Here is a 26,234-nt window from a genome sequence, read left to right as displayed (position 1 = left end):
TAATTCCCGTTAACCTCCCATTCCATAGCCCGAGGCAAAATCAAAAAACTGCTTGGACCCCTTAGTGGCGATCGAACGGTAAATGGCGGCCACGATCTCCATATCGCGTTTGCCCATCTCGCCAGGGGCCCGATTGGGGGCATCGAAAAGAATGTGTTTGGCGAAATCGTCCATTTGCAATTGTTGTTGGCTAACTTGTTCGAATCGTAGTGGGCCTTTTGAAGTACGACCGGCAAGGGGGATGTAGGTGCTTGCGGGGTCCAATTCATACCATCCGTTCTTACAGTTTACCCGTAGCTTGTTGGCGTTTTGGTTGTGCGAGGTCAACATCGTTCCAGTGGCCCCACTGGCGAATTCAAATTGGGCCGTAATCGTCTCGTCCGTGTCTTTGAAGTATTCGGGTCGGGTACTGAACTCTTGGGCGGTCACCGAAATCGGATTCTCTCCGCACCCATAGATCAAACCCTGGATCGCATAACATCCCATATTCATCAAGGCTCCACCTCCGGAAAGCTTTTTATCAAGTCGCCATTGGTCAGGATTGCCTCGGGAAGTATAGGCCGCTTCAGAATCCATATTAACCACCGCACCAAAGGTTTTCTCTCGAACGAACCGTTTGACGGCCTGGGTGTAAGGCTCCGAATGTAGCCGATACCCCATCCCCAATTTGACACTGGCTTGGTTGCAGGCATCGATAATGGCATCGCATTCCTGCACATCCATCCCCATCGGTTTCTCGCAAATGACATGTTTTTCGGCTTGGGCCGCCCTGATGCTGAATTCGGCATGCATGGCATTGGGTAAGACGACGTAAACAATATCCACCGTAGCATCGTCTTTGATGGTGTCGAAATTGGAATAGTTGTAGATATGGTCCTTGGTAATGCCGAAACGTTTGGCCCATAGGGCCTCCTTGGCAGGAGTTCCGGTCACGATGGCGGCCAAATGGCAGAATTCGGTGTCTTGAAGGGCGGGTGCCAATTGATAGGTGCTATACCCACCCAGTCCAACTAAGGCAACGCCAAGGCGCTTTCGCTTTTGGGCCATTGATAGGGTCAGGGGCAACTGGGCGGTCAAGGCTGCAGCTCCAATGCCCTTGGTCAGGGTCTTGTTAAATCGTCTCCGGTCGATCTTTGCCATAAGAGGTGGTTTCTCCCTAAGGTACGGCACCTATTTCCCAAATCACAAATGTTTCACATTTCTTAACCAAAATCGCTACTTTTAAAAAGACTAATCCATCTAAAATGAAAAACTCCTTGCTCCTACTGGCTTTCCTTTCGGCTTGCCTCTTTTTGAACGGCCAAAATCGGAAATTACCGATCGATACCACGGTCACTACCCAACATAGCGTGACCATCAATGGCACGGCCATGAATTATACCGCAACAACCGGAACCCAGCCCGTTTGGGACGAAATGGGCAAACCCGTAGCTTCTTTGCATTACACGTATTACACCCGCAACAATATCAAAGATCGGGCATCGCGACCGATCTTATTTTCCTTCAACGGTGGTCCGGGATCAGGATCGGTCTGGATGCATTTGGCGTATACCGGACCCCGGGTGCTGAAAATCGACGACGAAGGCTATCCGGTACAACCGTATGGGGTAAAGTCCAATCCCTTTTCCGTTTTGGACGTGACCGATATCGTGTACATCAACCCAGCGAATACCGGTTATTCAAGGACCATCCCTGAAAAGGGCAAGGAAGTCGACCGTGATAAATTCTTCGGGATCAATGCCGATGTCAAATACCTGGCCGAATGGATGAATACCTTCGTGACCCGCAACAACCGTTGGCGTTCCCCAAAATACATTATTGGGGAAAGTTATGGCGGCACCCGTGTAATGGGCCTTTCTTTGGCCTTGCAAAACCAGCAATGGATGTACCTCAACGGGGTCATTATGGTGTCACCAGCCGATTACAAAGTCATTCGAGTCGGCGGTCCGGTTTCAAGCGCGCTGAACCTCCCCTATTATACCGCTGCGGCTTGGCACCACAAAGCCTTACCACCGGCTTTGCAGTCCAAAGACCTTTTGGAGGTGCTTCCGGAGGCCGAGGAATATACCATCAATACCTTGATACCGGCCATTGCAAAAGGGGGTTTTATAGCAGAAGCGGAGCGCCAGGAAGTCGCACAAAAAATGGCTTATTATTCCGGACTGGATGCAAAGGACATCCTAGACCATAATTTGGATGTGCCCACCCGTTTCTTTTGGAAAAATCTCCTAAAGGATAATGGCGGCTACAATGTCGGGCGTTTGGATAGCCGCTATTTGGGTATCGATCGCCAATTATTCGGTGCTCGACCTGACTACTCGGCAGAACTCACTTCCTGGTTACACAGCTTTACCCCTGCCATCAACTATTACTTGCAAGAGGAGTTGAAATTCAAGACCGATATCAAATACAACATGTTCGGTCCTGTCCATCCGTGGAACAATGATGACGACAATACCCGCGATAACCTGCGGCAGGCCATGGCCCAAAACCCGTATTTGAACGTTTTGGTACAATCGGGCTATTACGATGGGGCCACCACCTATTTCAATGCGAAATATACAATGTGGCAGGTCGATCCCAGTGGGCGCATGAAAGATCGATTTGAGTTTAAAGGATACCGTTCGGGGCATATGATGTACCTGCGACGCGAAGACCTAAAAAAGGCCAATGACGACCTTCGGGCCTTTATCGTACGAACGGCGACCAACGGCAAAGCTGCAAAATATTAAGCTATGAAATGGGATGCACTTGGATTTTTAGCCCTGTTTTGGGCATTTGGGGCCCTTGCCCAAGACGTACCACCTGCTGCCTGGCAAATCGAAACCGCTTTGATGGCCGTGCCCCAAGATTACAAAGATGGGGCCATGGTCTATGGCTATGATAGCTCGGGCGCGTTCATCACACTTCGAGAAGGTACGAACGCCTACATTGCGATAGCCGACGATCCCAAAGCAGCATCTTTTTCGACCGCTGCCTATCACAAGGACCTGGAACCTTTCATGGCCAGGGGCCGTGAACTTAAAGCCGCCGGAAAAGGTTTTCAGGAAATTTTTGACATTCGTGAAGCGGAAGTAAAAGCCGGCACCTTGCCCATGCCGGATAAAGCGACCCTATGTGTTTTTTCAGGGGATTATAACGAAGTGACCCAAGAAATAGATAATCCATATGTACGCTATGTGTTCTACATGCCGTTCGCAACCGGGGAAAGTACGGGCCTACCCACCACTCCCACACCTCCAGGGCATGCTTGGTTGATGGATCCCGGTACCCATAGGGCCCATATCATGATAACCCCACCGAAGCCCGAATGAAAAAAATCGTTTTTGACCAACCTCATAGAAGAAAGCATTTCGAATTTTTCAATGGGATGAACCATCCCCATTTCAATATTTGTGCGAATATCGATGTCTCTTCTTTCCTCGATCACATCAAGGGAAACGAATTGCCCCTAACCTATTGTTTGGTGCATGCCATAGCTTCGGTCGCAAATAACATCAAGGAATTCCGATGGCGTATTCGCGAAGGGGAAGTCATCGAGCACCAAGCTGTGCACCCCTCCTTTACCGTTCCGAACGAACAAACCGACGTGTTCAGTTTCTGTACGGTGCCCTACGATGCTGATAGGACGGCTTTCTTGCAATCGGCCGAAGTGGTTCGCGAACGTATGAAGACCGATCCCTCCATAGAGGATGAACCTGGACGTGACGACTACTTGTTCCTATCGGCGATTCCATGGGTCAGTTTTACCAGCATGCAACATGCCATGAGTTACCACCCACACGATTCGGTACCTCGCTTCAGCTGGGGTAAATTCTTTGAACAACAAGGAAAAACCCTTATGCCGTTATCCGTGCAAGCGCACCACGCCTTAGTAGACGGTCGGTATATGGGGAGGTATTTTGAAGATATTCAGGAATATGTCAATAATTTAAATATATAATTATTAAAATTGTTAAATTATTAAATATAATGTAACAATTATTGCTTTTTTGATACATATAGTGCAGTATCAACAATCAAAAAAGCAACACCATGTCCCATGCAATTGTCAGTTATAAATACAATAGGAGTTTATTAAAGGAAAGAAAACGTAAAACCAAAGAGGACGTATTCGGAACCCCTTCCATTACGCAACTTCACGTAAAACCATCGACCACAACCGATGTGTTGCGCGTTCGTGAACAAATGCGGGCCTATAACCGCCAACTTTGGCTAAAAGGGCTATTGGCGTTCATCATCCTGCTGACCGGGCTTTCAATGTTGGTCTTCTGGCTAATACAATAATCCGTATTTTTAGAAAAATGATTTGATGCGCCTAACCAATCGAATGATCCTGTTTTTCATGCTGCTCAATTTTTTCAAGCCGGCCATGACCACCGCCCAAGATTGGGCCAACCTCAACAAATACCAAGCCGCGAACCAGGCCCTTGCCCATCAGGACGGTGCTGGAGACCGTGTAGTCTTTATGGGGAATAGTATTACGGAGGGATGGTCAAACGCCAACCCTTCGTTTTTTAGTAACGGAAACTACATCAATAGGGGTATCAGTGGGCAAACCACACCCCAAATGCTCTTGCGTTTTCGCCAAGATGTGCTGGATTTACAACCCAAGGTCGTACTTATATTGGCCGGTACGAACGACATCGCGGGCAATACAGGCCCGATGACCCTTGAGCAAATCCATGACAATATCAAATCGATGGTGGAGTTGGCAAAGGCAAACGGCGTAACCCCGGTGGTGTGCTCGGTCTTACCGGCTTATGATTATCCTTGGCGGCCCGGAAAGGCGCCTAATATTAATATCCCGAAACTCAATACCCTGTTGCGCAACATGGCTCAAGAAAAAGGCGTGCCCTATCTTGATTATTTTTCGGCCATGGCCGATGACCGCAACGGCTTACCTGAAGCATTGACCACCGACGAAGTCCACTTGACCAAAGCCGGGTATGCGGTTATGGAACGCCTGGTCGGGGAAACGCTTAGCGAACTTTTGGAATAGCCGGGCCTTGGTCAGCATCATTATTCCCTTTAAGAATACGGAGGCCTTTATTTCCGAATGTTTCGATTCCATCCAGGATCAAACCCATGCCGATTGGGAAGTCTTGGCAGTCAATGACGGGTCATCCGATAGGAGCTACGAGCTTGCCATCGAATATGCCCGCACCGACCCCAGGATCAAGGTCTACCAGAATTCCGGCAATGGAATCATCGCTGCCCTACAGACGGGATATGCATATGCCCAAGGGGAATGGATCACCCGAATGGACTCCGATGACATCATGAAGCCCGAGCGGCTCGAACATATGCTCACTGTTTTGAAAGCGCATGGAAAAGGCCATGTTGCCGTTGGCCAGGTCTCCTATTTCTCTGACCGAGGCATCAGTGACGGTTACCAGCGCTATGAAAAATGGTTGAACGGCTTGACGGAAAAGGGTACGAACTACGATGAAATCTACAAGGAATGTGTCATCCCGTCACCCTGCTGGATGGTTTACCGTAGCGATTTCGCAGCTTGTGGTGGTTTCAATAGGGAACGCTATCCTGAAGATTACGATTTGGTTTTTCGATTTTACCAGCACCGAATCAAGGTGATCCCCTGTCAAAAAGTGCTTCACCTATGGCGTGATTACGACACCCGTACCTCACGCACCCATGAACACTATGCGGAAAATTACTTCTTGGACATCAAACTTGACTATTTTCTACAACTCGATCATGACGCAAGTAGACCTTTGGTCATATGGGGTGCAGGGTATAAAGGCAAGTATACGGCCAAACGATTGGTTAGCGAAAAAGTCCCTTTTACTTGGTTATGTGATAACCCAAAAAAAATCGGTAAAAAAATCTATGGGGTTCCGCTTTTCCATTACGGGCTTTTGGAATCCTTGGAGCGTCCACAAAGTATCGTTACCGTAGCCAATGCCGAAGCCCAAGCCCATATTAAGGGCTTTATGAAGGACAAAGGGCTGTCTTCGCCAACAGACCACTACTTTTTTTGCTAACCGGCAGTTCCCGAAAAGTACATGAAGCGGGTGCAAACCTTAACACCACCATAAGAATCGGCTTTTGGGGAATACGCTATCTTTATCGAATCGAATCAGAACATGCAGTTTAAACATCCAGAAGTTTTATGGGCGCTTTTGTTGCTGCTTTTGCCGCTTATCGTCCATCTTTTCCAATTGCGTCGTTTTAAAAAAACCGCCTTTACGAACGTTGCGATGTTGCGCAAGGTGGTTTCCGAGTCGAGGAAAAGCAACACCTTGAAACGTTGGCTGTTGCTGTTGACACGGTGTTTGATTTTAATCGCCCTGGTCTTGGCCTTCGCCCAACCCCACTTTTCGGAACAAGCCCAAAACCCGGACCGAGAATGGGTCGTCTATCTCGATGATTCCTTCAGTATGCAAGCCAAATCGAATGGTCAGGAACTTTTTGAGATTGCGGTACAGGATTTAATCAAAAAACTACCCAAAGAGACCCCGATTACCCTTTTCACCAACAATGAGACTTTTACGAAGGTCAAGGCATCCCATCTGACGAACAAACTCTTGGAACTCGCGCCCAGAACGAAACAGTTGTCCCTTGAACAAGTAGTTCAAAAAGCCGCTTCCCTGATGGATCCCGAATCGACCTCCCTATCCGATTTAGTGGTCATTTCCGATTTCCAAACCAATTTTATCCAAGATAGCTTCCCAACTACAGGAGCGGATATCCATGCTGTGCGACTAAGCCCCGACGCCACCCGGAACATTGCCTTGGACTCGGTATACTTCGGCAAGACCTTGAATCGCCAAAGGGAGTTGGTCATAGAGGTTTCGGGCCTCGATGATGAAGAAAAGGTGCCGGTTTCCATGTTCGATAGAGAACGGCTTATCGCAAAAAGTGCCATCGAACCTTCGTCAACCGGAAAGAACCAAGTGGTTTTCTCCATTCCGATCGATGAACCCATATTGGGTACGGTTTCCGTTCAAGACAATGGCTTATCTTACGACAACACTTTTTATTTCTCCATCGGGCAGCGTCCAAAAATCAAGGTGCTCGCGATCAATGGGGCCGGCGGCGATTATTTGGAACGTATTTATACCGAAGATGAATTCGAGCTGACTTCGACCGCTATAGAACGATTGAACTACAGCAGTATAGCCGGTCAAAACCTAGTCGTCTTAAACGGTCTCGAATCGATTCCGTTAACCCTTCAAGATCAATTAGGTAATTTTCATGCCGAAGGCGGGGCGATGGTCATCGTTCCCGGGGCAGCCATCGATGAAACCACCTACTCGGCCTTTTTGGGTCGGTTCTTCCCGATGAAGTTCAATCAAGGGGCCCCGGTAAGCAAAAAAATCTCGAAAATCGATTTTTCCCATCCCCTATTTGAGAATGTTTTCGAAAAGCAGATCAGCAATTTCGAATTTCCACAGGTAGATCTTGCTTATGATCTTGACACCGGTGCTTCCAAAATACTTTCGTTCGCTGATGATAGTGGCTTTTTATATGAGACCGATAACATCTATGTCTTTTCGGCTCCCTTAGATCGTGAACATTCGAATTTTAGAAGTGCGCCACTGATCGTTCCGACCTTTTACCGTATGGGCTTGGAGAGCTTAAAGGGCAATGCCCTGTATTTCAATGTAGAGCATCGCAATGAGATCGATCTCGAATTACGTCTTGACAAAGATGATATCGTTTCGCTGTATCAAGGCCAACAGCAACGTATTCCGCAGCAACGGGCACTGGGCAGCAAGGTGCGCTTGATCACCGATACCAACAGCGTGCCATCAGCGGGCATCTACACTGCGGTAAGTGACTCCGACTCCATCCAACGTTTCGCCTTCAACCATCTACGTGATGAAAGCAAAGCGGGCTATGTTGATCTTGAGGTTCGGCCCAATTTTCAGGTATATGATTCGGTACCTTCCCTTTTCGAAACCTTAGAAGAAAGAGACGCGGTATACGCGTATTGGAAATGGTTTGTTATTTTTGCCTTGGTTTTCGCTCTGGTGGAATTACTGCTACAAAAATTTCTTGCATGAACGTACTTCTGAAGTCAGCCACAATACTAGCTCCCACCACACCTTCCCTTCATTTAAAAAAACGAGACTTTCTGATCAAAAACGGACGCATTGAAAAAATCAGTGCCAAGATCCCAGCGCAAAAGGGAATTCGGGAAGTGCAACTTCCGAACCTCCACCTGAGTCTGGGTTGGTTCGATTCGGGGGTATGTTTCGGGGAACCGGGTTTCGAAGAACGCGAGACCATCGCACATGGATTGACCGTTGCCGCCAAAAGCGGTTTTACCGATATCGTTTTGAACCCGAATACGGAACCCTTACCGGACTCGAGTCCCGGAGTAATCTTTTTGAAGGACCGCGGGCAACAAAAAGCATGTCGATTGCATCCCATGGGTACCTTGACCAAGCAGGCCAAGGGAGCTGAATTGGCTGAACTATACGACATGGCCAAGGCCGGGGCGGTGGCCTTTTACGATCATAAAAAGAGTTTGGGTGATGCGAACCTTTTGAAGTTGGCCTTGCAATATTGTCAAAATTTCGGAGGCCTGGTCTGTTCGTTTCCACAAGACAACCATATCAAAGGACAGGGTATGGTGAACGAAGGGGTCATAGCTACCAAACTTGGACTTAAAGGGATTCCGCATTTGGCCGAAGAGCTGCAGGTAGCTCGTGATTTACAGTTATTGGAATATACCGGTGGCAAACTCCACCTGCCCACCATATCGACCGAAAACGCCGTTAAAATGATTGGCGATGCCAAGAAAAGGGGGTTGGACGTCAGCTGCAGTGTGGCCATACATAACCTTTTCGTTTCCGATGGGGTTTTAGAGCTTTTCGATAGCAACACCAAGGTGAATCCGCCACTGCGTACTACAAAAGATCAAAAAGCCTTACGTAAAGGATTGGCTTCCGGCACCATTGATTTCGTGACTTCGGATCATATACCGATCGCTATCGAAGGCAAACGCTTGGAGTTCGACAATGCCACCTACGGAACCATCGGCCTCGAAAGTGCCTTTGGTATCCTAAATGCGCATTTATCTTTAGACGAAACGATCGGACTGTTGACCAAAGGCCGTGAACGTTTCGGTCTCGAAACCCCAAAAATCGCCGAAGGGGAACTTGCTTGTCTTACCCTTTTCGATCCATCGGTCGATGGGACTTTCGATTCGGCATCGATCCTTTCCACTTCGAAGAACAGTCTCTTCATCGGTCAACCCACTAAAGGGAAGGTTTATGGGGTAGTCAACAATAACCAGCTGTATATATAAATGTCGGATCAAGAGGTACAACAAGGAAAAACCACCGCGATCATCGCCTACTTGACCCTAGTGGGGAGTTTGATCGCCATTACCATGAACCTCGAACCGAAGAACGGGTTTGCGCGAATGCATACGAGGCAAGCCTTCGGCACCCATATTAGTTTTCATGCCTTGGCCATTGTGTTCAATTACTCAGACTTTCTTTTTGCATGGATGGGGCTCTACTTGTTCTACCTGGTCCTCTGGGGCTATGGTTTTATCGGGGCTATTTCAGGAAAACGATCGGTGCTACCCGTCATCGGGCCCTATTTCCAAAAATGGTTTACTTTCATCCAGTAAAACGAAAGATCTATGACCCCCGCCCCACTCTCCTTGGTCCATTTGATACGTCCAGCTTCCGGAATCGAAAACCCACCTGCGATTATTATGCTCCACGGATACGGGAGTAATGAAGAAGACCTGTTTTCTTTTGCCAGTGAGTTGGATGAGCGTTTTTTCGTTATTTCGGTGCAAGCCCCTTATCGGCTAGAACCTTTCGGACATGCCTGGTATGCCATCAATTTCGAGGCCGAACAAGGGAAATGGAGCGATGACGAACAGGCCATTGCGTCACGGGAGCGCATTGTCAGGTTCATTAATGAGGCCATATCGGCCTATGGGCTTGACGCGACCAACATCAATTTGATAGGATTCAGCCAAGGTACCATTTTGAGCTATGCGGTGGCCCTTTCCTATCCTGAAAAAATCAATAAGGTAGTGGCGTTGAGTGGGTATATCAACAACGGTATCCTAACTTCCGACTATGATCAAAAACCACACGATAGCCTAAGAATCTATGCCTCTCACGGTCAAGTAGACCAAGTCATTCCTTTGGAATGGGCGCAACGTACGCCTGCCTTCCTCAACGATTTGGGCGTCGCCCATGTCTATGAAGAATTTCCCGTAGGGCATGGGGTATCCCCCCAGAATTTTTACTCCTTCAAAGCCTGGCTGGAAGAAGACCTTTAGTTGCTCCGGGTATACAAGAGGTGGTCGATCACTTGAAATGAGACCGAAAGGTCATCGTTGACCTCATAGTTGATGATGAGATCCCCCCAATATTTGCCATCGGAAAAGTCTGCCAATAACCAACGATGGTTCAATACCTTGATCTTATTGACCTTAAAATCGCTCTCCATCCCTGCGTAAAAAGGTGCTATCAAAGGATTGTCACCACGCCGTTCGTTGGTTTCCAACAATTTATCTTCGATGTACCGGGTTGGGTTTTCCATCCTCAGATGGTCGAAGTACACCAAGGCATCATCATTGTTCTCCAAGGAGAAGTACTGCATATCCAACAATCGCAGCTGTAAGTTTTGGATAGAGTCTTCCAATTGCGCGATCTCGGCTTCGTTTTTTTTCAAGGCGTTGTCTTGGGTACTTATGGTCTTATTTCCCCTCATAAACAAAAAAAGGGCAATCAAAGCGGTAAAAACAAAAAGGTATAGAAAGATATTCCGTTTCATATCAAAGGGTGATTTTTAAATTGTCATAGGCCAAATGGACGTTGTCGGGCAGTTGGGCCTCGACTTCTTGATGGAAGCCCAATAAATGACTGATGTGGGTAAAATACGTTCGTTCGGCCCCAATGTCCTTGGCGAAGGCAAGGGCTTCGTCGAGATTGAAATGCGAATAGTGGGGTTCGATACGTAGCGCATTCACTACCAATACCTTAAGGCCTTTTAGTTTTTTACGCTCCTCATCCGCAATGGTCTTTACATCAGTGAGGTAGGCGAATTCCTTGATTCGGAACCCTAATACCGGCAACCGATTATGCAAGGCTTCAATAGGCTGTATACGCACACCGGACACGGTAAAAGGAACATCCTTATCGATCAGATTGACTTGAACCGCCGGCGCTCCCGGATAGCGATCTTCATCGGCGAAAATGTAATCGAACCGTCGTTGGAGGGATTCCAATACCCTGGCGTGAACATAAATGGGGATATCCCCTTGCCGAAAGAAGAAAGGCCTGATATCATCGATACCCGCTGTGTGATCCGCATGTTCATGGGTGAATACAATGGCATCAAGTCGATCGATCGGGTGGGTCAGCATCTGCTGCCGAAAATCCGGGCCGCAATCAATGACCAGATTCACTTCCCCGTATTGGATCAAGATCGAGACCCGCAACCGTTTGTCTTTCGGGTCGTTACTCAAGCATACCGGGTGCTTGCTACCTATGATCGGGATGCCTTGGGAAGTACCGGTACCCAAAAAGGTAATTTGCAAACCATCGTCCATTGATTCAAAATTATGACATATTTGTTTAAAAGATTTTCCTAACTTATTAACTTTGTTAACACCGACAACTCCTAAATAAGACTGGGCATGGCCGATACGAACTCGAACAACAACGGTTTCGAAAATATACCCTCCATCAAGGCGAAAACCTTGCGGATCAATCTCAATCCGGACATCTATGGAACCTTTGCCGAAATCGGGGCCGGACAAGAAACCGCCCGGCACTTTTTCCGTGCTGGTGGTGCCTCAGGAACCATCGCCAAGGCGATGAGTGCGTATGACAAAGCCTTTAGTGATGCGATTTACGGCGTTGAGGAAGACGGTCGCTATGTGACCCAGGCCAGATTGCGTACCATGCTCAAGCATGAAATGCGGTTGGTCGAAGAGCGTATCGATCGCGAAAGCAATCCAAACTATTTGTTCTTTTCCTATGCCAATACGGTGGCTACCATCGATTTTTCGAAACGATATAAAGGTCATGGCTGGGTCGGACTGCGGTTTCAACTCGATCCGAAACAAAAGGAATACGACGAAATCATCCTACATATCCGATTCAAACAGAACGAGGCACGGTTACAACAAGAGACCTTGGGGATCCTCGGGGTCAATCTGATTTACGGGGCGTTTTTCAAACACGATAAACCCAAGAAGCTGTTGAAATACCTCTACGACCATATCGATAAGGATACGGTCGAAATCGACATGGTCAGCTTTTTAGGGCCAAGCTTCAAGGATGTCGATAACCGTTTGATGAGTTTGCAGCTGATACGAAACGACATGACCGATGCGGTAATGTTCGGGCCAGATGGCAACAACCTGCTTCCGGCTTCGGTGCTCTACAAAAAGAACATCATGGCTTTGCGGGGCAGCTTTCGTCCTGTGACCAAGGTGAATATGGATATGTTCCAGAAATCCTACGATATTTTCATACGGGAGCAAACCGTCGATTACGACAACACCATCGTCATTTTCGAAATCACCTTATCGAACTTACGCGCTTCAGGTGAAATCGATGAGCAAGACTTTATGGATCGTGCCGAACTCCTTAGTAGTTTGGGGCATATGGTGCTCATATCCAAGTTTCAGGAATACTATAAATTGGTGGAGTATTTCAACAATTACACCAAAGCGAAAATCGGTTTGACCATGGGGGTCAACAACATGATCGACGTGTTCGATGAGAAATACTACCGACACCTTAGTGGAGGTATTTTGGAAGCCTTCGGAAAATTGTTCTTCAAAGATCTAAAGGTTTACCTCTACCCGATGAAAGACCCGGCGACCGGCCAGATCATGACCAGTAATAACGTCAAGGTGCATCCACGGATGAAGGAACTCTACAAGTTCTTCAAATACAACGGAAAGGTGATGGATATCATCGATTACGATCCTGATATCATGCACATTTTCTCAAGGGAAGTATTGAAGCGCATTACCAATGGTGAAGGGGGCTGGGAAGATATGCTCCCGGAAGGTATCGCGGATATCATCAAAAAGAAAAACCTCTTCATACGTAAAGAAACCGCTGAGGAAGAGGCGATTGAAGAAGAAGTCGAAGATTAAAAAAAGCCCGCTGCAAGCGGGCTTTTCCATTGTTATGATTCCAGTATCTGTGCGGCGTGATCTTTGGTCTTTACCTTGGCAATAACGCGTTCTACGATTCCGCTGCCATCGATAATGAAAGTGGTCCGGTGCAAACCGTCATACTCCTTCCCCATGAATTTTTTTGGTCCCCATACCCCAAAGGCATCAATGACCTTATGGTCTTCATCGGCCAATAGCGGATAAGGGAATTCGTATTTGTTCCGGAAGTTCGCCTGTTTTTTCTCCGAATCCTCACTGACCCCCAAAAGGGAATACCCCGCATCTTGCAGTGCGGCATAGTTATCGCGTAGATTGCAGGCCTCCGCCGTACATCCCGGGGTGTTCGCCCGCGGGTAAAAGAAAACGATCAATTTCTTACCTGCATAATCACTCAAGTTAATTGTATTGCCATCTTGGTCATTTGCAGAAAATTCAGGTACTTTATCCCCTACTTTCAAGGTGTTCATATCAGTATTTATTTTGTTTAAATATTTTGATATAAAATTAAACAAAAATGACGAAACAAGAGAAGATAGCCTTCACAATTGAAACACTTGATCGCCTTTATCCCACGATACCGATCCCTTTAGACCACAAAGATCCCTATACCTTGCTCATTGCCGTCCTGCTATCGGCCCAAAGTACCGATGTGCGGGTCAACCAAATCACCCCGCTGCTCTTCGCAAAGGCTGATAATCCTTTTGATATGGTCAAAATGACCGTTGAAGAAATCCGTGAGATCATCAAGCCTGTCGGACTCTCACCGATGAAATCCAAAGGCATCCATGGGTTATCACGGATTCTGATCGATAAATACGAGGGAGAGGTCCCAAAAGAAATGGCCCTATTGGAAGAACTTCCGGCAGTGGGCCATAAAACGGCAAGTGTGGTGGTTTCGCAGGCATTCGGCATCCCCGCGTTTCCGGTCGACACCCACATCCATCGCTTGATGTATCGTTGGGGTTTTTCAAATGGAAAGAATGTGGTTCAAACCGAGAAAGACGCCAAAAGACTGTTTCCTAAGGAGTTATGGAATAGATTACACCTACAGATTATCTGGTATGGTCGCGAATATTCCCCTGCTCGGGGATGGAAACTCGAAAACGATGTCATCACGCGTACCGTCGGAAGGAAATCGGTGATCCAGCACTATCATAAAAACAAAAAAACCGCTTAAAGCGGTTTTTTTTGTTGTGCTGACGACTTTCTTAATTCAAAATCGTTTCAAATTTCATGTTTTTGTAGTCACTCACTTCGAGTGCTTTCGAAAATCCCATTAAAAATCGAATCGTTTCAGGACTCGCCTTGGTGATTTTACAGATTTTTTGTTCTTCAGAGTAAATTTCTTCCATATTCTAGCATTAATGTTTCAGATAAATAACGCCAGTAAAATGGAAATATTGCGCCGTTCGACCAGATGCAGATTAATTCGTTAAAACGATATTATTGCGTTCTACGATCTTTCTGAGATTGATCAATGCATAGCGCATCCTACCTAAAGCGGTATTGATGCTAACCCCGGTGTTTTCGGAAATTTCCTTAAAACTCATGTCGCGATAGATACGCATCATCAGCACTTCTTTCTGATCATCGGGCAATTCATCGATCAACAAGGTCAAATCACTATCGATCTGGTCTTTGATCAGTTGCTTTTCCGCGTTCAGTTTATCGTCTTTGATTACCGAAAAGATGTTGAAATCGTCGCTACCTTCGAATTTCGGCATTCTCTTGTTCTTCCTGAAATGGTCGATAATGAGGTTGTGCGCGATTCGCATGACCCAAGGCAAGAACTTGCCTTCTTCACTGTAGGAACCTCTTTTTAGTGTTTTTATAACCTTGATAAAGGTGTCTTGAAAGATATCTTCAGTGATATCCTTATCCAATACTTTGGAATAAATAAAGCTTGAGATGCGTTGGTTGTGTCGGTTGATGAGAACCTCGAGGGCTTTTTCTTCTCCGCCAAGGTAGTTCTTGACTAATACAGAGTCGTCGATTTGCAGTTCCATACAAATTACTTTTTTGGTTATTACCAGCTACCTTTCGCATGCGAAAGGCATCAGAGTTATTAGTTTAACTGTAAAAAGTAATTATTGCTGTATAGGCCTATCAGGTTTTAATTACGACTCAAATATAGAGAATCGGGTTGCCGACGAAAAAACATTGTTGTGATCTACGGCATTTTAGATGTCAACCCCCGCAATTTAGACATTAACGTGCTTGAATCGTATCTTTGCCCAAATTTTTTCGACGAATGACATTAATAAAAGATGTAGATCCCAAGGCCAATATCATCATAAAGGGTGCCAAACTGCACAATTTGAAGAATATTGACGTGGTCATTCCGAGAAACAAACTGGTCGTAATCACCGGTTTATCGGGTTCGGGAAAGTCAAGTCTCGCCTTTGACACCTTATATGCCGAAGGCCAACGGCGCTATGTTGAAAGCCTTTCTTCTTACGCCCGACAGTTTTTGGGAAAGCTCGACAAACCCAAAGTAGATTATATTAAAGGTATCGCCCCGGCCATTGCCATTGAGCAAAAAGTAAATTCGACCAATCCGCGATCCACCGTAGGCACTACGACCGAAGTATATGACTACCTTAAGTTATTGTATGCGCGGATAGGTAAGACTTTTTCACCTATTTCGGGCCAACAGGTCAAAAAACATACGGTTTCGGATGTGGTTGCCCATGTCAAGGACTTTGCCTTGCAGACCAAGCTCTTACTTTTGGCACCTGTAACGGTCGCGGAAGATCGCGATACCTTGAAGACTTTAGGGCTTTTTTCAAAACAAGGCTACGCTAGGGTCAAATATGACGGTCAGGTGATGCGTATCGACCAAGTACCGGAAACCATTGGCAAGACCTTTGAATTGGTCGTTGACCGTATCGTTGTGAAATCGGATGAGGATTTCTACAACCGACTGGGCAATGCCGTCGATAATGCCTTTTTCGAAGGAAAAGGGAGCTGTATCATTGAGGAGCTTAACAGCGGCGAACAGCGCCGCTTCAGTAATCGTTTTGAGTTGGACGGAATGAAATTCCTGGAACCGAACGTCCATCTATTCAGTTTTAACAATCCGTACGGGGCTTGCCCGAAATGCGAGGGATATGGTGACGTTATCGGTATCGATGAGGACCTTGTGGTTCCGAACACCGCCTTATCGGTATACGAGAACGCCATCTTTCCGTGGCGGGGCGAAAGCATGTCATGGTATCGTGACCAGTTGGTCAATGCGGCCTATACCTTCGACTTTCCGATCCATAAGCCTTGGTATCAATTGACCGAAGCCCAGCGGCAATTGGTTTGGGATGGAAACGAACATTTTACGGGGCTCCATGATTTTTTCACCCAACTTGAAGAGAAAAGTTATAAAATCCAAAACCGGGTCATGTTATCGCGTTATCGCGGCAAGACCAAATGTTCGGCCTGCAAAGGGAAACGCCTTAGGGAAGAAGCGACCTATGTTAAGGTAGCGGGCAAGGCCATTACCGATTTGATCGAATTGCCCATTAACGAATTGATCGGCTTTTTCGACCAACTGCAACTGTCGGATCATGATGCCAAGATCGCGGGTCGGCTTTTGAAAGAAATCACGACGCGACTTGATTTCTTGAGCAAGGTCGGTTTAAATTACTTGACGCTCAACCGAAAGTCGAATTCACTATCTGGTGGTGAGAGCCAACGGATCAATCTGGCAACCTCACTCGGCAGTAGTTTGGTGGGTTCGATGTACATTTTGGATGAACCGAGTATCGGTCTGCATCCCAAAGACACCGAAAATTTAATCGAAGTACTCCAATCGTTGCGCAACCTAGGCAATACCGTGATCGTTGTAGAACATGACGAAGACATCATGAAAGCGGCAGACGAGGTGATCGATATCGGCCCAGAAGCCGGTACCCTCGGAGGCGAAGTGGTCGCTACGGGTAATTTAGATCAAATCTTGGAATCGGACTCACTAACCGCCAATTACCTGAACGGTTCCTTAGAAATCACAGTGCCTAAAAAACGAAGGGAATCAAAGAACTATATCCAAATCAAAGGGGCACGCGAAAACAACCTTAAGGATATCGATGTTACTTTCCCCCTCAATATGCTGACCGTGGTCACCGGGGTATCGGGCAGTGGAAAAAGTACCTTGGTCAAAAAGATCCTCTACCCCGCCCTCCTGAAACAAATCGGGGGCTACGGGGAGAAAGCAGGTCAATTCACCGAAATCGATGGAAAATTCGCTTCGATAAAAAGTGTCGAATTCGTCGATCAAAATCCCATTGGGCGTTCTTCAAGATCTAATCCGGTTACCTATATCAAGGCCTATGACGATATTAGGGCTTTATTCGCAGCCCAGAAACTAAGCAAACTTCGTGGATATCAAGCCAAACACTTTTCATTCAATGTAGACGGCGGCCGATGCGAGAAATGCAAGGGTGAGGGAATGATCACCGTTGAAATGCAATTCATGGCCGACGTACATTTGATTTGCGATGTTTGCAACGGCAAGCGCTTTAAAAAGGAAGTTCTCGAGGTTCGGTTCGAAGGCAAGAACATCAACGACATCTTGAACTTGACCGTTGATGAGGCCATCGCACACTTTTCATCGCATGGTCAACAGAAAATCGTAGCCAAATTGCAGCCCTTACAAGATGTAGGCTTGGGCTATGTCACTTTAGGACAAAGTTCGTCAACACTTTCAGGAGGTGAGGCTCAGCGCATCAAACTGGCTTCTTTCTTGGTCAAAGGACAAACCAAGGAAAAAGCCTTGTTTATTTTTGACGAACCCACCACCGGCCTCCATTTCCATGATATCAAGAAATTGTTGAAATCCTTCGATGCCCTTCTTGAAAAAAGACATTCGATCGTCGTCATCGAGCACAATATCGAACTGATCAAATGTGCCGACCATGTCATCGATCTCGGTCCTGAAGGAGGTAAAAACGGAGGCATGGTCTTGGCTGAGGGTACCCCTGAAGAAGTCGTGCAAAGTAAGGCGTCATTTACGGCGCAGTACCTCAAAGAAAAACTTTGACACTGATAGTGCACCGACCGCTTTTTAATCGTTGGCGATTCCCAAAACAGCTTGATACCCCCCGCTTTTGTGTAGCCTCTTTTTCCACATCAAGACATGACCCGATCTTCCATATCACGATGTATTGTTAGGGATGGCCGTATCGATTGCTGTTGGAAGGATATCATTGAAATACGACAAAAATGAAGTGTAAATAGCTAACTTACAACACTTTAAATAGTGTGTGCGATTTTTGGCACGCTGTTTGTTTTGTATTGGTCGGGATGTAAATAGTTGCTCCTTGAACTTAAAAATGAACAGTATGAAAAAGTTAGTACTCTTAGTAGCAGCGTTGGTGTTCGGAGTTTCGGGTACGAAAGCTGCAACGGCAGAAAGTGTTGCCGTTAGCATGTATCGCTATGGCAACTCATTTATCTTCAATGAAAACGGAATCACGTTTTCAGTATACCCCGATGGCGAGTTTGATTTTTACATCGACAATCGTGTCAATGTAGGTGTCGGAGGAAGGATCGGAAATGTTGGGATTACCTTCAATTCCGGTTTCGATTACAACCCATTCGTCCAATATGACGATTACGGTGCGGTGATCCAAGTCGAGAACGTTCCTATTTTCTATGATTACTATGGACGTGTCTCCCAGATCGGAGGAATCGATATTTGGTATCGCAACGGACGGGTCAGACGTCTTGGGGGGTTGAACGTGTATTGGAACGGTGGTGTATTCAGTCATTATACCGGATTCATCAACATCTATAACCGAGGTTATGTATACCGTCCTTTCCACAGATGGTTCGCAAGACCGGCCGTAGGATTCTGTACGGTATGGAACACCCCTTACCGTAGGTTTTACAACCCGGTACGCTATACCTATTACAGACCGTACCGATTGAATACGAGAAGGGCCTATGCCCAAGTCGGAAGGGCGTATCGCTATAACAGGAGTCCTAGAAGGGCCAACATCTATAGAAACGACCGTCGGGTCGCGGTTCGCGAAAACCGAGGAAGAAGGAACGATTTCAGCAGAACGGATCGTGCCGTTACCGAGCGAAGGGCCACCCGCAGTTCGAATAATGTACGAAGGAACGCTGAGCGTACGGCGAACAGGAATAGCAATGTACGTCGAAGTGATGTACGTCGAAGTGCAGAAGTCAATACGCGAAATAACCGTTCGAATTCAGTAAGCCAGCGTACCGTAACGCGTACGCCGCGAAGCACGACGGTGACGAAACGGGAAGTAAAGCGAACGCCAGAAAGGCGGACCGTGACCCGGACGAGTACGACATATAAAAAGCCACAAAAAAGAAGTGTGGTCTCGAACAGGAGTTCCAATAAAAGAACGCCTCAAGCGCAAAAGCGATCGAATACCCAGCGAAGGGCCGTTAGTAGAAGTTCTTCGACCAAGCGAAGTGGTTCAGCCACCAGCAGATCGCGAAGCACGAGAAACAAAAGTTAGTTTTTAGGTTGGTTAGTTGTTTGACCCCGTAGTAGGATTCCATCCTATTGCGGGGTTCTTCTTTTAAGGAAGCGCGCCAAAAACCCAGACACGTCTTCAGAGATTTCGAAGCGGTACAAAATCCCAACATACATCACACACAGCACCGCTGATTTCAAAACGATATTAAGCATCGGATGGAAAGGAAAATGAAAGGCGCTGAACAGGAATCCCAATAGTGCCAAAGTTGCCAAAATCTTGGTCGTCCCCCTACTGAAAGGTAAGAAGCCGAACTTCAGTTTGATAAAGGTCATCTTGACCAAATTGAAAAGCCCAATCGCGATAAAACTGGCCAATGCCGCCCCATCGATCCCCAATCGCGGAATCAACAAGAGATTGAGCATTATGGTCAGTAGGGCCAACCCCACCCCAAAACCCAATATGGTCTTATAATACTTCGAATTGTATAAGATCGCATTGGCATTGCCCATAAGCGAATCAAATACTTTGGCCAGGCCGATCAAAAAAACGATACCATATCCATTCCGGTAATTCTCTGGCAAAAGCAAGAACAAATCCTCGATATTGAGTATGATCAGCAAAAACAAAAGCCCTGAGGCTATGAACAAGGTCAATGATGTTTTCTTATACAAGCTGTCCAATTCAAAAAAGTCACTTTTGGCCAACAATTCGGAAGTCAACGGGTAAGTAATCTGGTGCATGGCCCGGGCCGGCACGATAATGACCGTTGCAATGTAAACGGCAACCCCATAATAGGCGACGTTTTCGATACTGACGAACTGGTTGATCATGACCTTATCGATTTCTAAGAGTACCAGGGCTGCCGATCCCCCCAAAATGATGAGGACACTATAGGCGATGATCGCTTTGGTATTCGCCGGGAAACGAAAATCCAATTTTCGTGGGCGGATCCGATAGGCATAAACCTGCATGGCAACGGTACGCAGTAGGTACACCCCCACCAGGCTTTTAAGGAAAATCGGAATACCGATCAGCTCGAAATAAACGGAAACCAGCAATAGCATGACACAGAGTCGGGCGAAGACTTCTTTCATGAAATTCCCGAAAACGGATTTCAAATGGACCTTACTCCATGCATAGAACACTTCAAAATAAGCCATGGCCATTCCGACAAGGAACACATACCATACATACTCCTTAACCAAGGTATTCTTTTGTGATAACCAAGCACCCAAAGGGTCTTGGAACAAGAGTACCGATAAGGCTATGGGAAGGATGCCGCCCAAGGGCAGCAACAACATCAAGGTGAGGAAACCGTTTTTATCGGAATCGGCCTGGACGGCGTAAAATTTGACCAGGGTATTGTGCACTCCAAAGGCCATTAAGGGCATCAGGATCGCACCGGTCGCCAAGATGAAGGTGACCAAACCGAAATAGGCATCTGGTAGGATCTTTGTATATAGAAACAGGATATTAATAGCCCCGATCCCGAACCCAATATAGGTTATTGCGGTATTTCGAAGTGATTGTTTTAAGACGATTCCCATGTCAAATAGTTGGCTAGGGCCTTGGTCAATCGCGACCTACTGTAGGCATCAACGTTCGAACTTGCAACGAACAGCCTATTTTCCTGATAGCGTTCGAACCAATCTAAAAGTAAGACTTTTAGCTCCTTCTTCTCCCCGTGGGTGAAGAATTTCCCACTTTGGGTGGATTCGATAAGTTCAGCAGCTTCCCAAGCTGTGGGTCCTATGGCCAAAATCGGCCTTTTGGCGTTGAAATATTCAAAGAGCTTTCCGGGAAGGATGCCCACGGTGTCCATGGAATCGATTTCCAACAACAACAAAACCTGTGAAGCGGCTTGGACTTGCAAAACCGCTTCATGGGTAATATAACCCTTATGCGTGGTGAAGGCTTCCAAACCATGCGAGGCAAGGGATTCCGAAACACGTGGACTAACAACGCCGACAAGCTGTATGCTTAGGTGTTCTTTGAATTCCGGGACTTCGGACATCAATTCCTTCAAGGCGATCCATAAGGCTTCCGGATTTCGGCCGGTCAACAACGAACCGATGTGCGAAAGGGTGAATTTTCGGTCCAAGGCGACTGTAGGCCTTTCCCCTTCATAGCCATTGGTAATGACCTCGATGGGCCTGTCCGTTAATTTTTCGAACTGTCGTTTGGTATGGTTGCTGGTCACGATCAGTTTATCGGCCTGCCCTAAAACGGACGATTCCAACTGCAGGTGACGTTTTTGGGCCCGCTTTCCCAATTTCAAGCGCTTATGGTAACCAATGGTGGTCCATGGATCTCTAAAATCAGCGGTCCATTCCACTTGATGTTGTTGTTTTAACCCCAATCCGATCAAATGCACGCTATGCGGTGGCCCTGTAGTGATGATCTTTTCGATGGCTTCCTTTTCGATGAGGTCGCCGAGAAAGGCTATGGAAGGTTTCACCCAAAACTTGCGGGCATCGGGTATGAAGAAATTGCCCCGGACCCATAGCAGTAGGCGTTCGATCAGGCTTTGTTTGCCGGACTCGAAAATGAGACCGGAACTGATTCGTTTGGTCTTTTTTTTTGACAACCATCCAGCGATGCGATAAGGTTCGAATATGGGGTGGCTAAGGACACGCACCTTGGGTATCTCGGTCTTCAAGCTTTCATCAACGATAGGATAGTCTGCCTTTTCAGGCACATAAACCAAGGGTTCGTAACCGTTCTCAGGAAGGTATTTGATGAAATTCAGCCAGCGCTGGACACCAGGACCACCGGCAGGAGGCCAATAGTAGGTGATTACCAACACCTTTTGCATCAGTCCTTCTTTTTTTTGGGTTTGGTGCCCCGAAATCCAACAAACAAGCCGCCCAGAACTACCAAGCCAAGTAAGAGATTACTAGCCAGTGCAATGGTGCTTCCGGTTCGCACTACTTCGGGTTCGAAACGGAATTCGACCTCATGTTGGCCCGCAGCAAGGGGCATACCCCTCAAGGCATAGTTCACCACATAATGTTTGACAGGTGCACCATCAACAAAAGCCTGCCATCCTTTGGGATAATGCATTTCCGAAAACACTACAAAGCCTTCGTTCGTATTCTCGGTACGATAGCGGATCGTATTCGGTCGATGGTCCAAAACTTGGATGCTGGCCGTTGAATCGACCTCGTAATACCGTTTTGTCAAGGTAGGATACTTGCGTACATCGACAATGGCTTCCGATTTGCTATCGATACTGTCCAAGGCCTTGATCGCCGCATCGGAACTTTCGACTGCCTTGATCCTAGAGACGAACCAGGCATTGCCATTCGCGCCGTCGTTCAGTCCGGGAAAACTCCTTCCCTCCTCATCCTGTTGAATGACGTATTTGACATTCAACATATTCAAGACCTCGAGATTGTTCCTATACAGATGGAATTCTACCAAATCTTGCAATTTTGCGGGTTTGGCGGCGTGATACCCGCCTATGGATTTATGGAAATAACTGGTGCGGGATCCGTTCAATCCTTCCGAAGGATCGAATACCCTGAACACCGCTTTATCTTGGAGGATCTGTTGGTCCATGGCGCTAGCTTGAAAAGGCTGTTCGACCGCTCTTCTACGAACGAAATCCTCGGCATTGACATACCTGCGGTCTACCCCGACCAAATCAAAAAGCAAGACGATGGCCAAGGCCCCGATGGCAAAGTTCTTTTTCAGACCGCCCTTAAGATAGATAAACAGTACCGCTGCACCGAGGGTTACGAATAGCAAACTGCGTAGGGTATCGTTGACATATACCGCTTCACGGTCACTGCGCAGGATCTCGACCAAAGACTCCCCAAAATACTGTTGGAAACGCGCATCATTGGATCCCTCAAAATCAAAGAAGGCCTTACCGATGAAAATAGCCACCCCAAGACCTAAAGTAATCAAGGTACTCCACTTCAAAGCGTTGAGGATTGCGGAGGGTCGGTCCGATTTCTTGAACACTTCCTTTAATCCCAAGATGGCCAAGATGGGGATACACAGTTCAAGGATGACTTGAATGGACGAAACGGCCCTGAATTTATTATATAAGGGGAAATAATCGATCATAAAATCGGTCAGTGCCGGAAAATACTTTCCCCAAGAAAGCATCAGTGATAACAACACCCCTCCCAAGAGCCACCATTTCTTTTTTCCTTTGACCACGAACAACGACAATATGAATAAGAAGATGATCAACGCCCCCACATAGGCCGGCGCTGCCGGGCCCGACATCGGATGTGGCCCCCAATAAAGGTATAGGCCTGAAATCTCAAGGGCTTGGGTGGGCGAGACCCCCTGATCGGTCAAGTATTCGTATACTTTGGAGTCACGGCCAAGTTCTTCCTTCCCCGATCCACCGAACAGACGCGGTACGAAGAGGTTCAATGATTCGGTGACTCCATAACTATAATAGGTAATGTAGTCACGATCCAATCCACTTTTCGCTTCTTTCGGACTGCCATCACTGTTTATGGTCAATTCGGAAGTACCACGCGTACTCCAATCGGCATATTCCTTGGTGGCCATGAGCCCAGTGGCATTTGTCGCGATACCCAAGAGTACGGCCAACACCAAAATGCCCACGGTGGTGAAAAAATGTTTGAGCGCTTTGTCCTTGATGGCATAAATCAACTGTACCAGCCCCAATAGCAGCACCAAAAGCATGAAGTAATAGGTCATCTGATAGTGGTTGGCACTGATTTCCAACGCCATAGCCACAGCAGTCAAGATAAAACCCCAGAGGTACTTTTTTCGAAACGTCAAAACGATACCACCAAGCACCATAGGCAGGTATCCCAAAGCATGGGCCTTGGCGTTATGCCCCACCCCTAAGATGATGATGAGATAGGTAGAAAACCCGAAAGCCAATGCCCCCAAAGCGGCCAGACGAAAATCGACTTTCATACAAAGCATCAAAATATAAAAGCCGATAAAGTATAAAAACAAGTAGTCGGCAGGTCTCGGCAAGAAACGTATGAGACGGTCGAGTTTCTTGACATAGTCATGAGGGTAGTTCGCTCCTAATTGGTAGGTGGGCATGCCCGCGAAAGCACTGTTCGTCCAATACGATTCGATACCCGTATTCGCCTTGTAATCATTGCGTTCTTTGGCCATGCCTTTGTAAAGGGCAATATCGGATTGGTACAGGGCACGCCCCTGTAACACAGGATAGAAATACACCAAAGAGATGATCGCGAAAACAAGAAGTACCGGAATATGGGTGAAGAATGCTTTGGCAGAAAACTTCATGAACTAGGTTTTGAATGCCTAAAGATCAGTCAATTTCTTCAAAATCTATGTATTCTCCCACATTTTTTGAACTGGGTCGTTTCTTATCGGGCCTTGTATGCAGCGTGGTTTCCCCTTCTTGGTAGGTCGTATCTTGATGAGCTTGTCGCGTATCGAATTGCCTGCCGAAACGGTCATTGGTCTTCTTCACGGCATACACCAGCAAGCGGGGAGCCAACCACTTCAAAAGGAATTTCAAGCCGTAGTATACGATTATGAGTACTAAAATCGTTTGTAATAAAACCATACACTTTTACTATTGATCTAAAATTACATCGTAAGTCCTGCAAACCGATAAAATGTATCATAAAATAGTATTAAAATCAGTGATGGCTCCCAAAAAACTATCGTTTCTCTTGTTTTTAGCCCTGACCGGTATGGGTCAAGCCCAATATACCGATGTGATCAATTCGAACCGTCCTGGGCAGTCTGTCAGTGCCTACGCCGTGGGACGCAATGTGGTGCAGGCCGAATTCGGGGTACTGTATGAGCAACGTGACCATACCGATTTCAATAACGAATCGAACATATTGGGAGCGGATCTATCACTGCGCTACGGTTTGTTGCTGGAAAACCTTGAGATCAATTACGAGGGTACCTTTATCAATCAAAACCTGACCTTCAACAATTTCGGTCGCGAAGAGACACGAACCGATTTTTCAAGAAACCGATTGGGTCTGAAATACCTAGTGTACGACCCCTTCAAAAATCCGGAAGCGAACAAACCCAATTTATACAGCTGGCGGGCCAACCATAAATTTAGGTTCAAGAACCTATTACCAGCCGTTTCCCTATACGGTGGGGCCACGTTCAACTTAGGAGATAATCCATTTTACCCTGAAGATGCCACCATTTCGTATCGGGCCATGATCGCTACCCAAAGCCGTTTGACCCCAAGATGGGTGTTGATCACGAATATCGCTTACGACCGGATTAGCACCGATTTTCCTGAACTTAGCTATATCATTTCCGTTTCGCATGCTTTTCGCAATCCGAAATGGAGTGTTTTCGGAGAGCACCAGGGAATCGACAGTGATCGTTATTCCGATGCGCTCATACGTGGTGGGATCGCCCATCTGTTCAGTCCTAATTTCCAAGCTGATATCAGTTTGGGCGGAAGCTTTAAAAACACCCCGTCGCGCATGTTCGTCACTACGGGCTTGTCGTATCGATTGGATTTTCACAAAGACCAGCTGATTCCCATCAACGAGGAAAAACCACAGACCAAGATTTCCCGTAAAAGCATGAAAAAGAAAAAAAGGAAGAAAAAGAAAAAGGATTCCACCATCGATTTTTAGCGGGAACAAACACCCGATTCGCCCTAGAAATTCTTAATATTGAGGCTCTAATTACAGGGC

At 46.8% G+C, this 26,234-nt stretch carries 24 protein-coding genes; 15 read left to right on the top strand and 9 right to left on the bottom strand.

Annotated elements, in window-relative coordinates; translation table 11 throughout:
* Nucleotides 1–9 precede the first annotated feature (9 nt).
* A complete protein-coding gene (locus ABV409_RS07810) occupies nt 10–1,140 on the bottom strand; it encodes a Gfo/Idh/MocA family protein (protein WP_353877021.1) in 1,131 nt (376 codons plus the stop codon).
* Nucleotides 1,141–1,244: 104 nt separating this feature from the next.
* Here ABV409_RS07810 and ABV409_RS07805 point away from each other — a divergent pair, with 104 nt between their 5' ends.
* The 10 genes from ABV409_RS07805 (at nt 1,245) to ABV409_RS07760 (ending at nt 10,279) form a co-directional block, all read left to right on the top strand.
* Complete coding sequence (locus tag ABV409_RS07805; RefSeq protein ID WP_353877020.1) at nt 1,245–2,732, top strand: S10 family peptidase; 1,488 nt, start codon at nt 1,245–1,247, stop codon at nt 2,730–2,732.
* A gap of 3 nt (nt 2,733–2,735) precedes the next feature.
* Nucleotides 2,736–3,314, top strand: coding sequence for a hypothetical protein (locus ABV409_RS07800; protein WP_353877019.1), 579 nt, complete (start codon nt 2,736–2,738; stop codon nt 3,312–3,314).
* Complete coding sequence (locus ABV409_RS07795; protein WP_353877018.1) at nt 3,311–3,943, top strand: CatA-like O-acetyltransferase; 633 nt, start codon at nt 3,311–3,313, stop codon at nt 3,941–3,943. Before ABV409_RS07800 ends, ABV409_RS07795 begins: the two co-directional genes overlap by 4 nt.
* Nucleotides 3,944–4,035: 92 nt before the next feature.
* Nucleotides 4,036–4,287 (top strand): hypothetical protein, encoded by a 252-nt coding sequence (locus ABV409_RS07790; RefSeq protein WP_353877017.1) that lies wholly within the window; start codon nt 4,036–4,038, stop codon nt 4,285–4,287.
* Nucleotides 4,288–4,312: 25 nt separating this feature from the next.
* On the top strand, nt 4,313–5,002 hold the full coding sequence (locus ABV409_RS07785; RefSeq protein ID WP_353877016.1) for an SGNH/GDSL hydrolase family protein: 690 nt from the start codon (nt 4,313–4,315) through the stop codon (nt 5,000–5,002).
* The gene (locus tag ABV409_RS07780) at nt 4,950–6,005 is read left to right on the top strand and encodes a glycosyltransferase family 2 protein (RefSeq protein WP_353877015.1); all 1,056 of its coding nucleotides are present in this window, start codon (nt 4,950–4,952) and stop codon (nt 6,003–6,005) included. The genes ABV409_RS07785 and ABV409_RS07780 overlap by 53 nt, the downstream gene beginning before the upstream one ends.
* A gap of 102 nt (nt 6,006–6,107) precedes the next feature.
* Nucleotides 6,108–8,030 (top strand): BatA domain-containing protein, encoded by a 1,923-nt coding sequence (locus ABV409_RS07775; protein ID WP_353877014.1) that lies wholly within the window; start codon nt 6,108–6,110, stop codon nt 8,028–8,030.
* A complete protein-coding gene (locus ABV409_RS07770) occupies nt 8,027–9,280 on the top strand; it encodes a dihydroorotase (RefSeq protein WP_353877013.1) in 1,254 nt (417 codons plus the stop codon). Before ABV409_RS07775 ends, ABV409_RS07770 begins: the two co-directional genes overlap by 4 nt.
* The gene (locus ABV409_RS07765; protein WP_353877012.1) at nt 9,281–9,610 is read left to right on the top strand and encodes a hypothetical protein; all 330 of its coding nucleotides are present in this window, start codon (nt 9,281–9,283) and stop codon (nt 9,608–9,610) included.
* A 12-nt stretch (nt 9,611–9,622) separates the two neighbouring features.
* The gene (locus tag ABV409_RS07760; protein ID WP_353877011.1) at nt 9,623–10,279 is read left to right on the top strand and encodes an alpha/beta hydrolase; all 657 of its coding nucleotides are present in this window, start codon (nt 9,623–9,625) and stop codon (nt 10,277–10,279) included.
* On the opposite strand, the gene ABV409_RS07755 is transcribed toward ABV409_RS07760, so the two are convergent.
* Both ABV409_RS07755 and ABV409_RS07750 read right to left on the bottom strand, forming a co-directional pair.
* Entirely contained in the window at nt 10,276–10,776 is a 501-nt protein-coding gene (locus ABV409_RS07755; protein ID WP_353877010.1) for a hydrolase, read from the bottom strand. The two genes, ABV409_RS07760 and ABV409_RS07755, sit on opposite strands and share 4 nt — an antisense overlap.
* Before the next feature lies 1 nt (nt 10,777).
* Nucleotides 10,778–11,554, bottom strand: coding sequence for an MBL fold metallo-hydrolase (locus ABV409_RS07750; protein ID WP_353877009.1), 777 nt, complete (start codon nt 11,552–11,554; stop codon nt 10,778–10,780).
* 87 nt (nt 11,555–11,641) lie between these two features.
* On the opposite strand from ABV409_RS07750, the gene ABV409_RS07745 reads away from it, so the two are divergent.
* Nucleotides 11,642–13,117 carry a TonB-dependent receptor gene (locus tag ABV409_RS07745; RefSeq protein ID WP_353877008.1) on the top strand — a complete coding sequence of 492 codons (1,476 nt, stop codon included), beginning with the start codon at nt 11,642–11,644 and terminating at the stop codon, nt 13,115–13,117.
* Between the two features lie 32 nt (nt 13,118–13,149).
* On the opposite strand, the gene bcp is transcribed toward ABV409_RS07745, so the two are convergent.
* Complete coding sequence (gene bcp / locus ABV409_RS07740; RefSeq protein ID WP_353877007.1) at nt 13,150–13,605, bottom strand: thioredoxin-dependent thiol peroxidase; 456 nt, start codon at nt 13,603–13,605, stop codon at nt 13,150–13,152.
* 47 nt (nt 13,606–13,652) lie between these two features.
* Here bcp and ABV409_RS07735 point away from each other — a divergent pair, with 47 nt between their 5' ends.
* Complete coding sequence (locus tag ABV409_RS07735) at nt 13,653–14,315, top strand: endonuclease III domain-containing protein (protein WP_353877006.1); 663 nt, start codon at nt 13,653–13,655, stop codon at nt 14,313–14,315.
* Between the two features lie 247 nt (nt 14,316–14,562).
* Here the strand turns inward: ABV409_RS07735 and ABV409_RS07730 are convergent, their stop codons facing one another.
* Nucleotides 14,563–15,144 (bottom strand): RNA polymerase sigma factor, encoded by a 582-nt coding sequence (locus ABV409_RS07730; RefSeq protein WP_353877005.1) that lies wholly within the window; start codon nt 15,142–15,144, stop codon nt 14,563–14,565.
* A gap of 245 nt (nt 15,145–15,389) precedes the next feature.
* Between ABV409_RS07730 and uvrA the strand changes: the two genes are divergently transcribed.
* Nucleotides 15,390–18,167 (top strand): excinuclease ABC subunit UvrA, encoded by a 2,778-nt coding sequence (gene uvrA, locus ABV409_RS07725; protein ID WP_353877004.1) that lies wholly within the window; start codon nt 15,390–15,392, stop codon nt 18,165–18,167.
* 301 nt (nt 18,168–18,468) lie between these two features.
* A complete protein-coding gene (locus ABV409_RS07720) occupies nt 18,469–19,620 on the top strand; it encodes a hypothetical protein (RefSeq protein WP_353877003.1) in 1,152 nt (383 codons plus the stop codon).
* 44 nt (nt 19,621–19,664) lie between these two features.
* Here ABV409_RS07720 and ABV409_RS07715 read toward each other — a convergent pair whose 3' ends face one another.
* From ABV409_RS07715 to ABV409_RS07700, 4 genes are read right to left on the bottom strand one after another with little or no spacing between them, the layout of a single operon-like run.
* The gene (locus ABV409_RS07715; RefSeq protein ID WP_353877002.1) at nt 19,665–21,128 is read right to left on the bottom strand and encodes a lipopolysaccharide biosynthesis protein; all 1,464 of its coding nucleotides are present in this window, start codon (nt 21,126–21,128) and stop codon (nt 19,665–19,667) included.
* Complete coding sequence (locus ABV409_RS07710; RefSeq protein ID WP_353877001.1) at nt 21,113–22,396, bottom strand: glycosyltransferase family protein; 1,284 nt, start codon at nt 22,394–22,396, stop codon at nt 21,113–21,115. The genes ABV409_RS07715 and ABV409_RS07710 overlap by 16 nt, the downstream gene beginning before the upstream one ends.
* Entirely contained in the window at nt 22,396–24,837 is a 2,442-nt protein-coding gene (locus tag ABV409_RS07705; RefSeq protein WP_353877000.1) for a YfhO family protein, read from the bottom strand. Before ABV409_RS07705 ends, ABV409_RS07710 begins: the two co-directional genes overlap by 1 nt.
* A gap of 25 nt (nt 24,838–24,862) precedes the next feature.
* Nucleotides 24,863–25,123, bottom strand: a complete 261-nt coding sequence (locus ABV409_RS07700; RefSeq protein WP_353876999.1) for a DUF4834 family protein — start codon at nt 25,121–25,123, stop codon at nt 24,863–24,865.
* Between the two features lie 52 nt (nt 25,124–25,175).
* On the opposite strand from ABV409_RS07700, the gene ABV409_RS07695 reads away from it, so the two are divergent.
* Entirely contained in the window at nt 25,176–26,174 is a 999-nt protein-coding gene (locus ABV409_RS07695) for a transporter (RefSeq protein WP_353876998.1), read from the top strand.
* The last annotated feature ends 60 nt before the right edge of the window (nt 26,175–26,234 follow it).

Source organism: Flagellimonas algarum (genome assembly GCF_040513375.1).
Lineage (GTDB): Bacteria > Bacteroidota > Bacteroidia > Flavobacteriales > Flavobacteriaceae > Flagellimonas_B > Flagellimonas_B algarum.
Note: the sequence above shows the minus strand (reverse complement) of the source record. Positions and strands in the feature narration are given on the sequence as shown.

Excerpts from the sequence above, each read along its gene's own strand:
- ABV409_RS07810 (WP_353877021.1), bottom strand. The coding sequence starts at position 1,140 with ATGGCAAAGATCGACCGGAGACGATTTAACAAGACCCTGACCAAGGGC.
- ABV409_RS07805 (WP_353877020.1), top strand. The coding sequence starts at position 1,245 with ATGAAAAACTCCTTGCTCCTACTGGCTTTCCTTTCGGCTTGCCTCTTT.
- ABV409_RS07800 (WP_353877019.1), top strand. The coding sequence starts at position 2,736 with ATGAAATGGGATGCACTTGGATTTTTAGCCCTGTTTTGGGCATTTGGG.
- ABV409_RS07795 (WP_353877018.1), top strand. The coding sequence starts at position 3,311 with ATGAAAAAAATCGTTTTTGACCAACCTCATAGAAGAAAGCATTTCGAA.
- ABV409_RS07790 (WP_353877017.1), top strand. The coding sequence starts at position 4,036 with ATGTCCCATGCAATTGTCAGTTATAAATACAATAGGAGTTTATTAAAG.
- ABV409_RS07785 (WP_353877016.1), top strand. The coding sequence starts at position 4,313 with ATGCGCCTAACCAATCGAATGATCCTGTTTTTCATGCTGCTCAATTTT.
- ABV409_RS07780 (WP_353877015.1), top strand. The coding sequence starts at position 4,950 with ATGCGGTTATGGAACGCCTGGTCGGGGAAACGCTTAGCGAACTTTTGG.
- ABV409_RS07775 (WP_353877014.1), top strand. The coding sequence starts at position 6,108 with ATGCAGTTTAAACATCCAGAAGTTTTATGGGCGCTTTTGTTGCTGCTT.
- ABV409_RS07770 (WP_353877013.1), top strand. The coding sequence starts at position 8,027 with ATGAACGTACTTCTGAAGTCAGCCACAATACTAGCTCCCACCACACCT.
- ABV409_RS07765 (WP_353877012.1), top strand. The coding sequence starts at position 9,281 with ATGTCGGATCAAGAGGTACAACAAGGAAAAACCACCGCGATCATCGCC.
- ABV409_RS07760 (WP_353877011.1), top strand. The coding sequence starts at position 9,623 with ATGACCCCCGCCCCACTCTCCTTGGTCCATTTGATACGTCCAGCTTCC.
- ABV409_RS07755 (WP_353877010.1), bottom strand. The coding sequence starts at position 10,776 with ATGAAACGGAATATCTTTCTATACCTTTTTGTTTTTACCGCTTTGATT.
- ABV409_RS07750 (WP_353877009.1), bottom strand. The coding sequence starts at position 11,554 with ATGGACGATGGTTTGCAAATTACCTTTTTGGGTACCGGTACTTCCCAA.
- ABV409_RS07745 (WP_353877008.1), top strand. The coding sequence starts at position 11,642 with ATGGCCGATACGAACTCGAACAACAACGGTTTCGAAAATATACCCTCC.
- bcp (WP_353877007.1), bottom strand. The coding sequence starts at position 13,605 with ATGAACACCTTGAAAGTAGGGGATAAAGTACCTGAATTTTCTGCAAAT.
- ABV409_RS07735 (WP_353877006.1), top strand. The coding sequence starts at position 13,653 with ATGACGAAACAAGAGAAGATAGCCTTCACAATTGAAACACTTGATCGC.
- ABV409_RS07730 (WP_353877005.1), bottom strand. The coding sequence starts at position 15,144 with ATGGAACTGCAAATCGACGACTCTGTATTAGTCAAGAACTACCTTGGC.
- uvrA (WP_353877004.1), top strand. The coding sequence starts at position 15,390 with ATGACATTAATAAAAGATGTAGATCCCAAGGCCAATATCATCATAAAG.
- ABV409_RS07720 (WP_353877003.1), top strand. The coding sequence starts at position 18,469 with ATGAAAAAGTTAGTACTCTTAGTAGCAGCGTTGGTGTTCGGAGTTTCG.
- ABV409_RS07715 (WP_353877002.1), bottom strand. The coding sequence starts at position 21,128 with ATGGGAATCGTCTTAAAACAATCACTTCGAAATACCGCAATAACCTAT.
- ABV409_RS07710 (WP_353877001.1), bottom strand. The coding sequence starts at position 22,396 with ATGCAAAAGGTGTTGGTAATCACCTACTATTGGCCTCCTGCCGGTGGT.
- ABV409_RS07705 (WP_353877000.1), bottom strand. The coding sequence starts at position 24,837 with ATGAAGTTTTCTGCCAAAGCATTCTTCACCCATATTCCGGTACTTCTT.
- ABV409_RS07700 (WP_353876999.1), bottom strand. The coding sequence starts at position 25,123 with ATGGTTTTATTACAAACGATTTTAGTACTCATAATCGTATACTACGGC.
- ABV409_RS07695 (WP_353876998.1), top strand. The coding sequence starts at position 25,176 with ATGTATCATAAAATAGTATTAAAATCAGTGATGGCTCCCAAAAAACTA.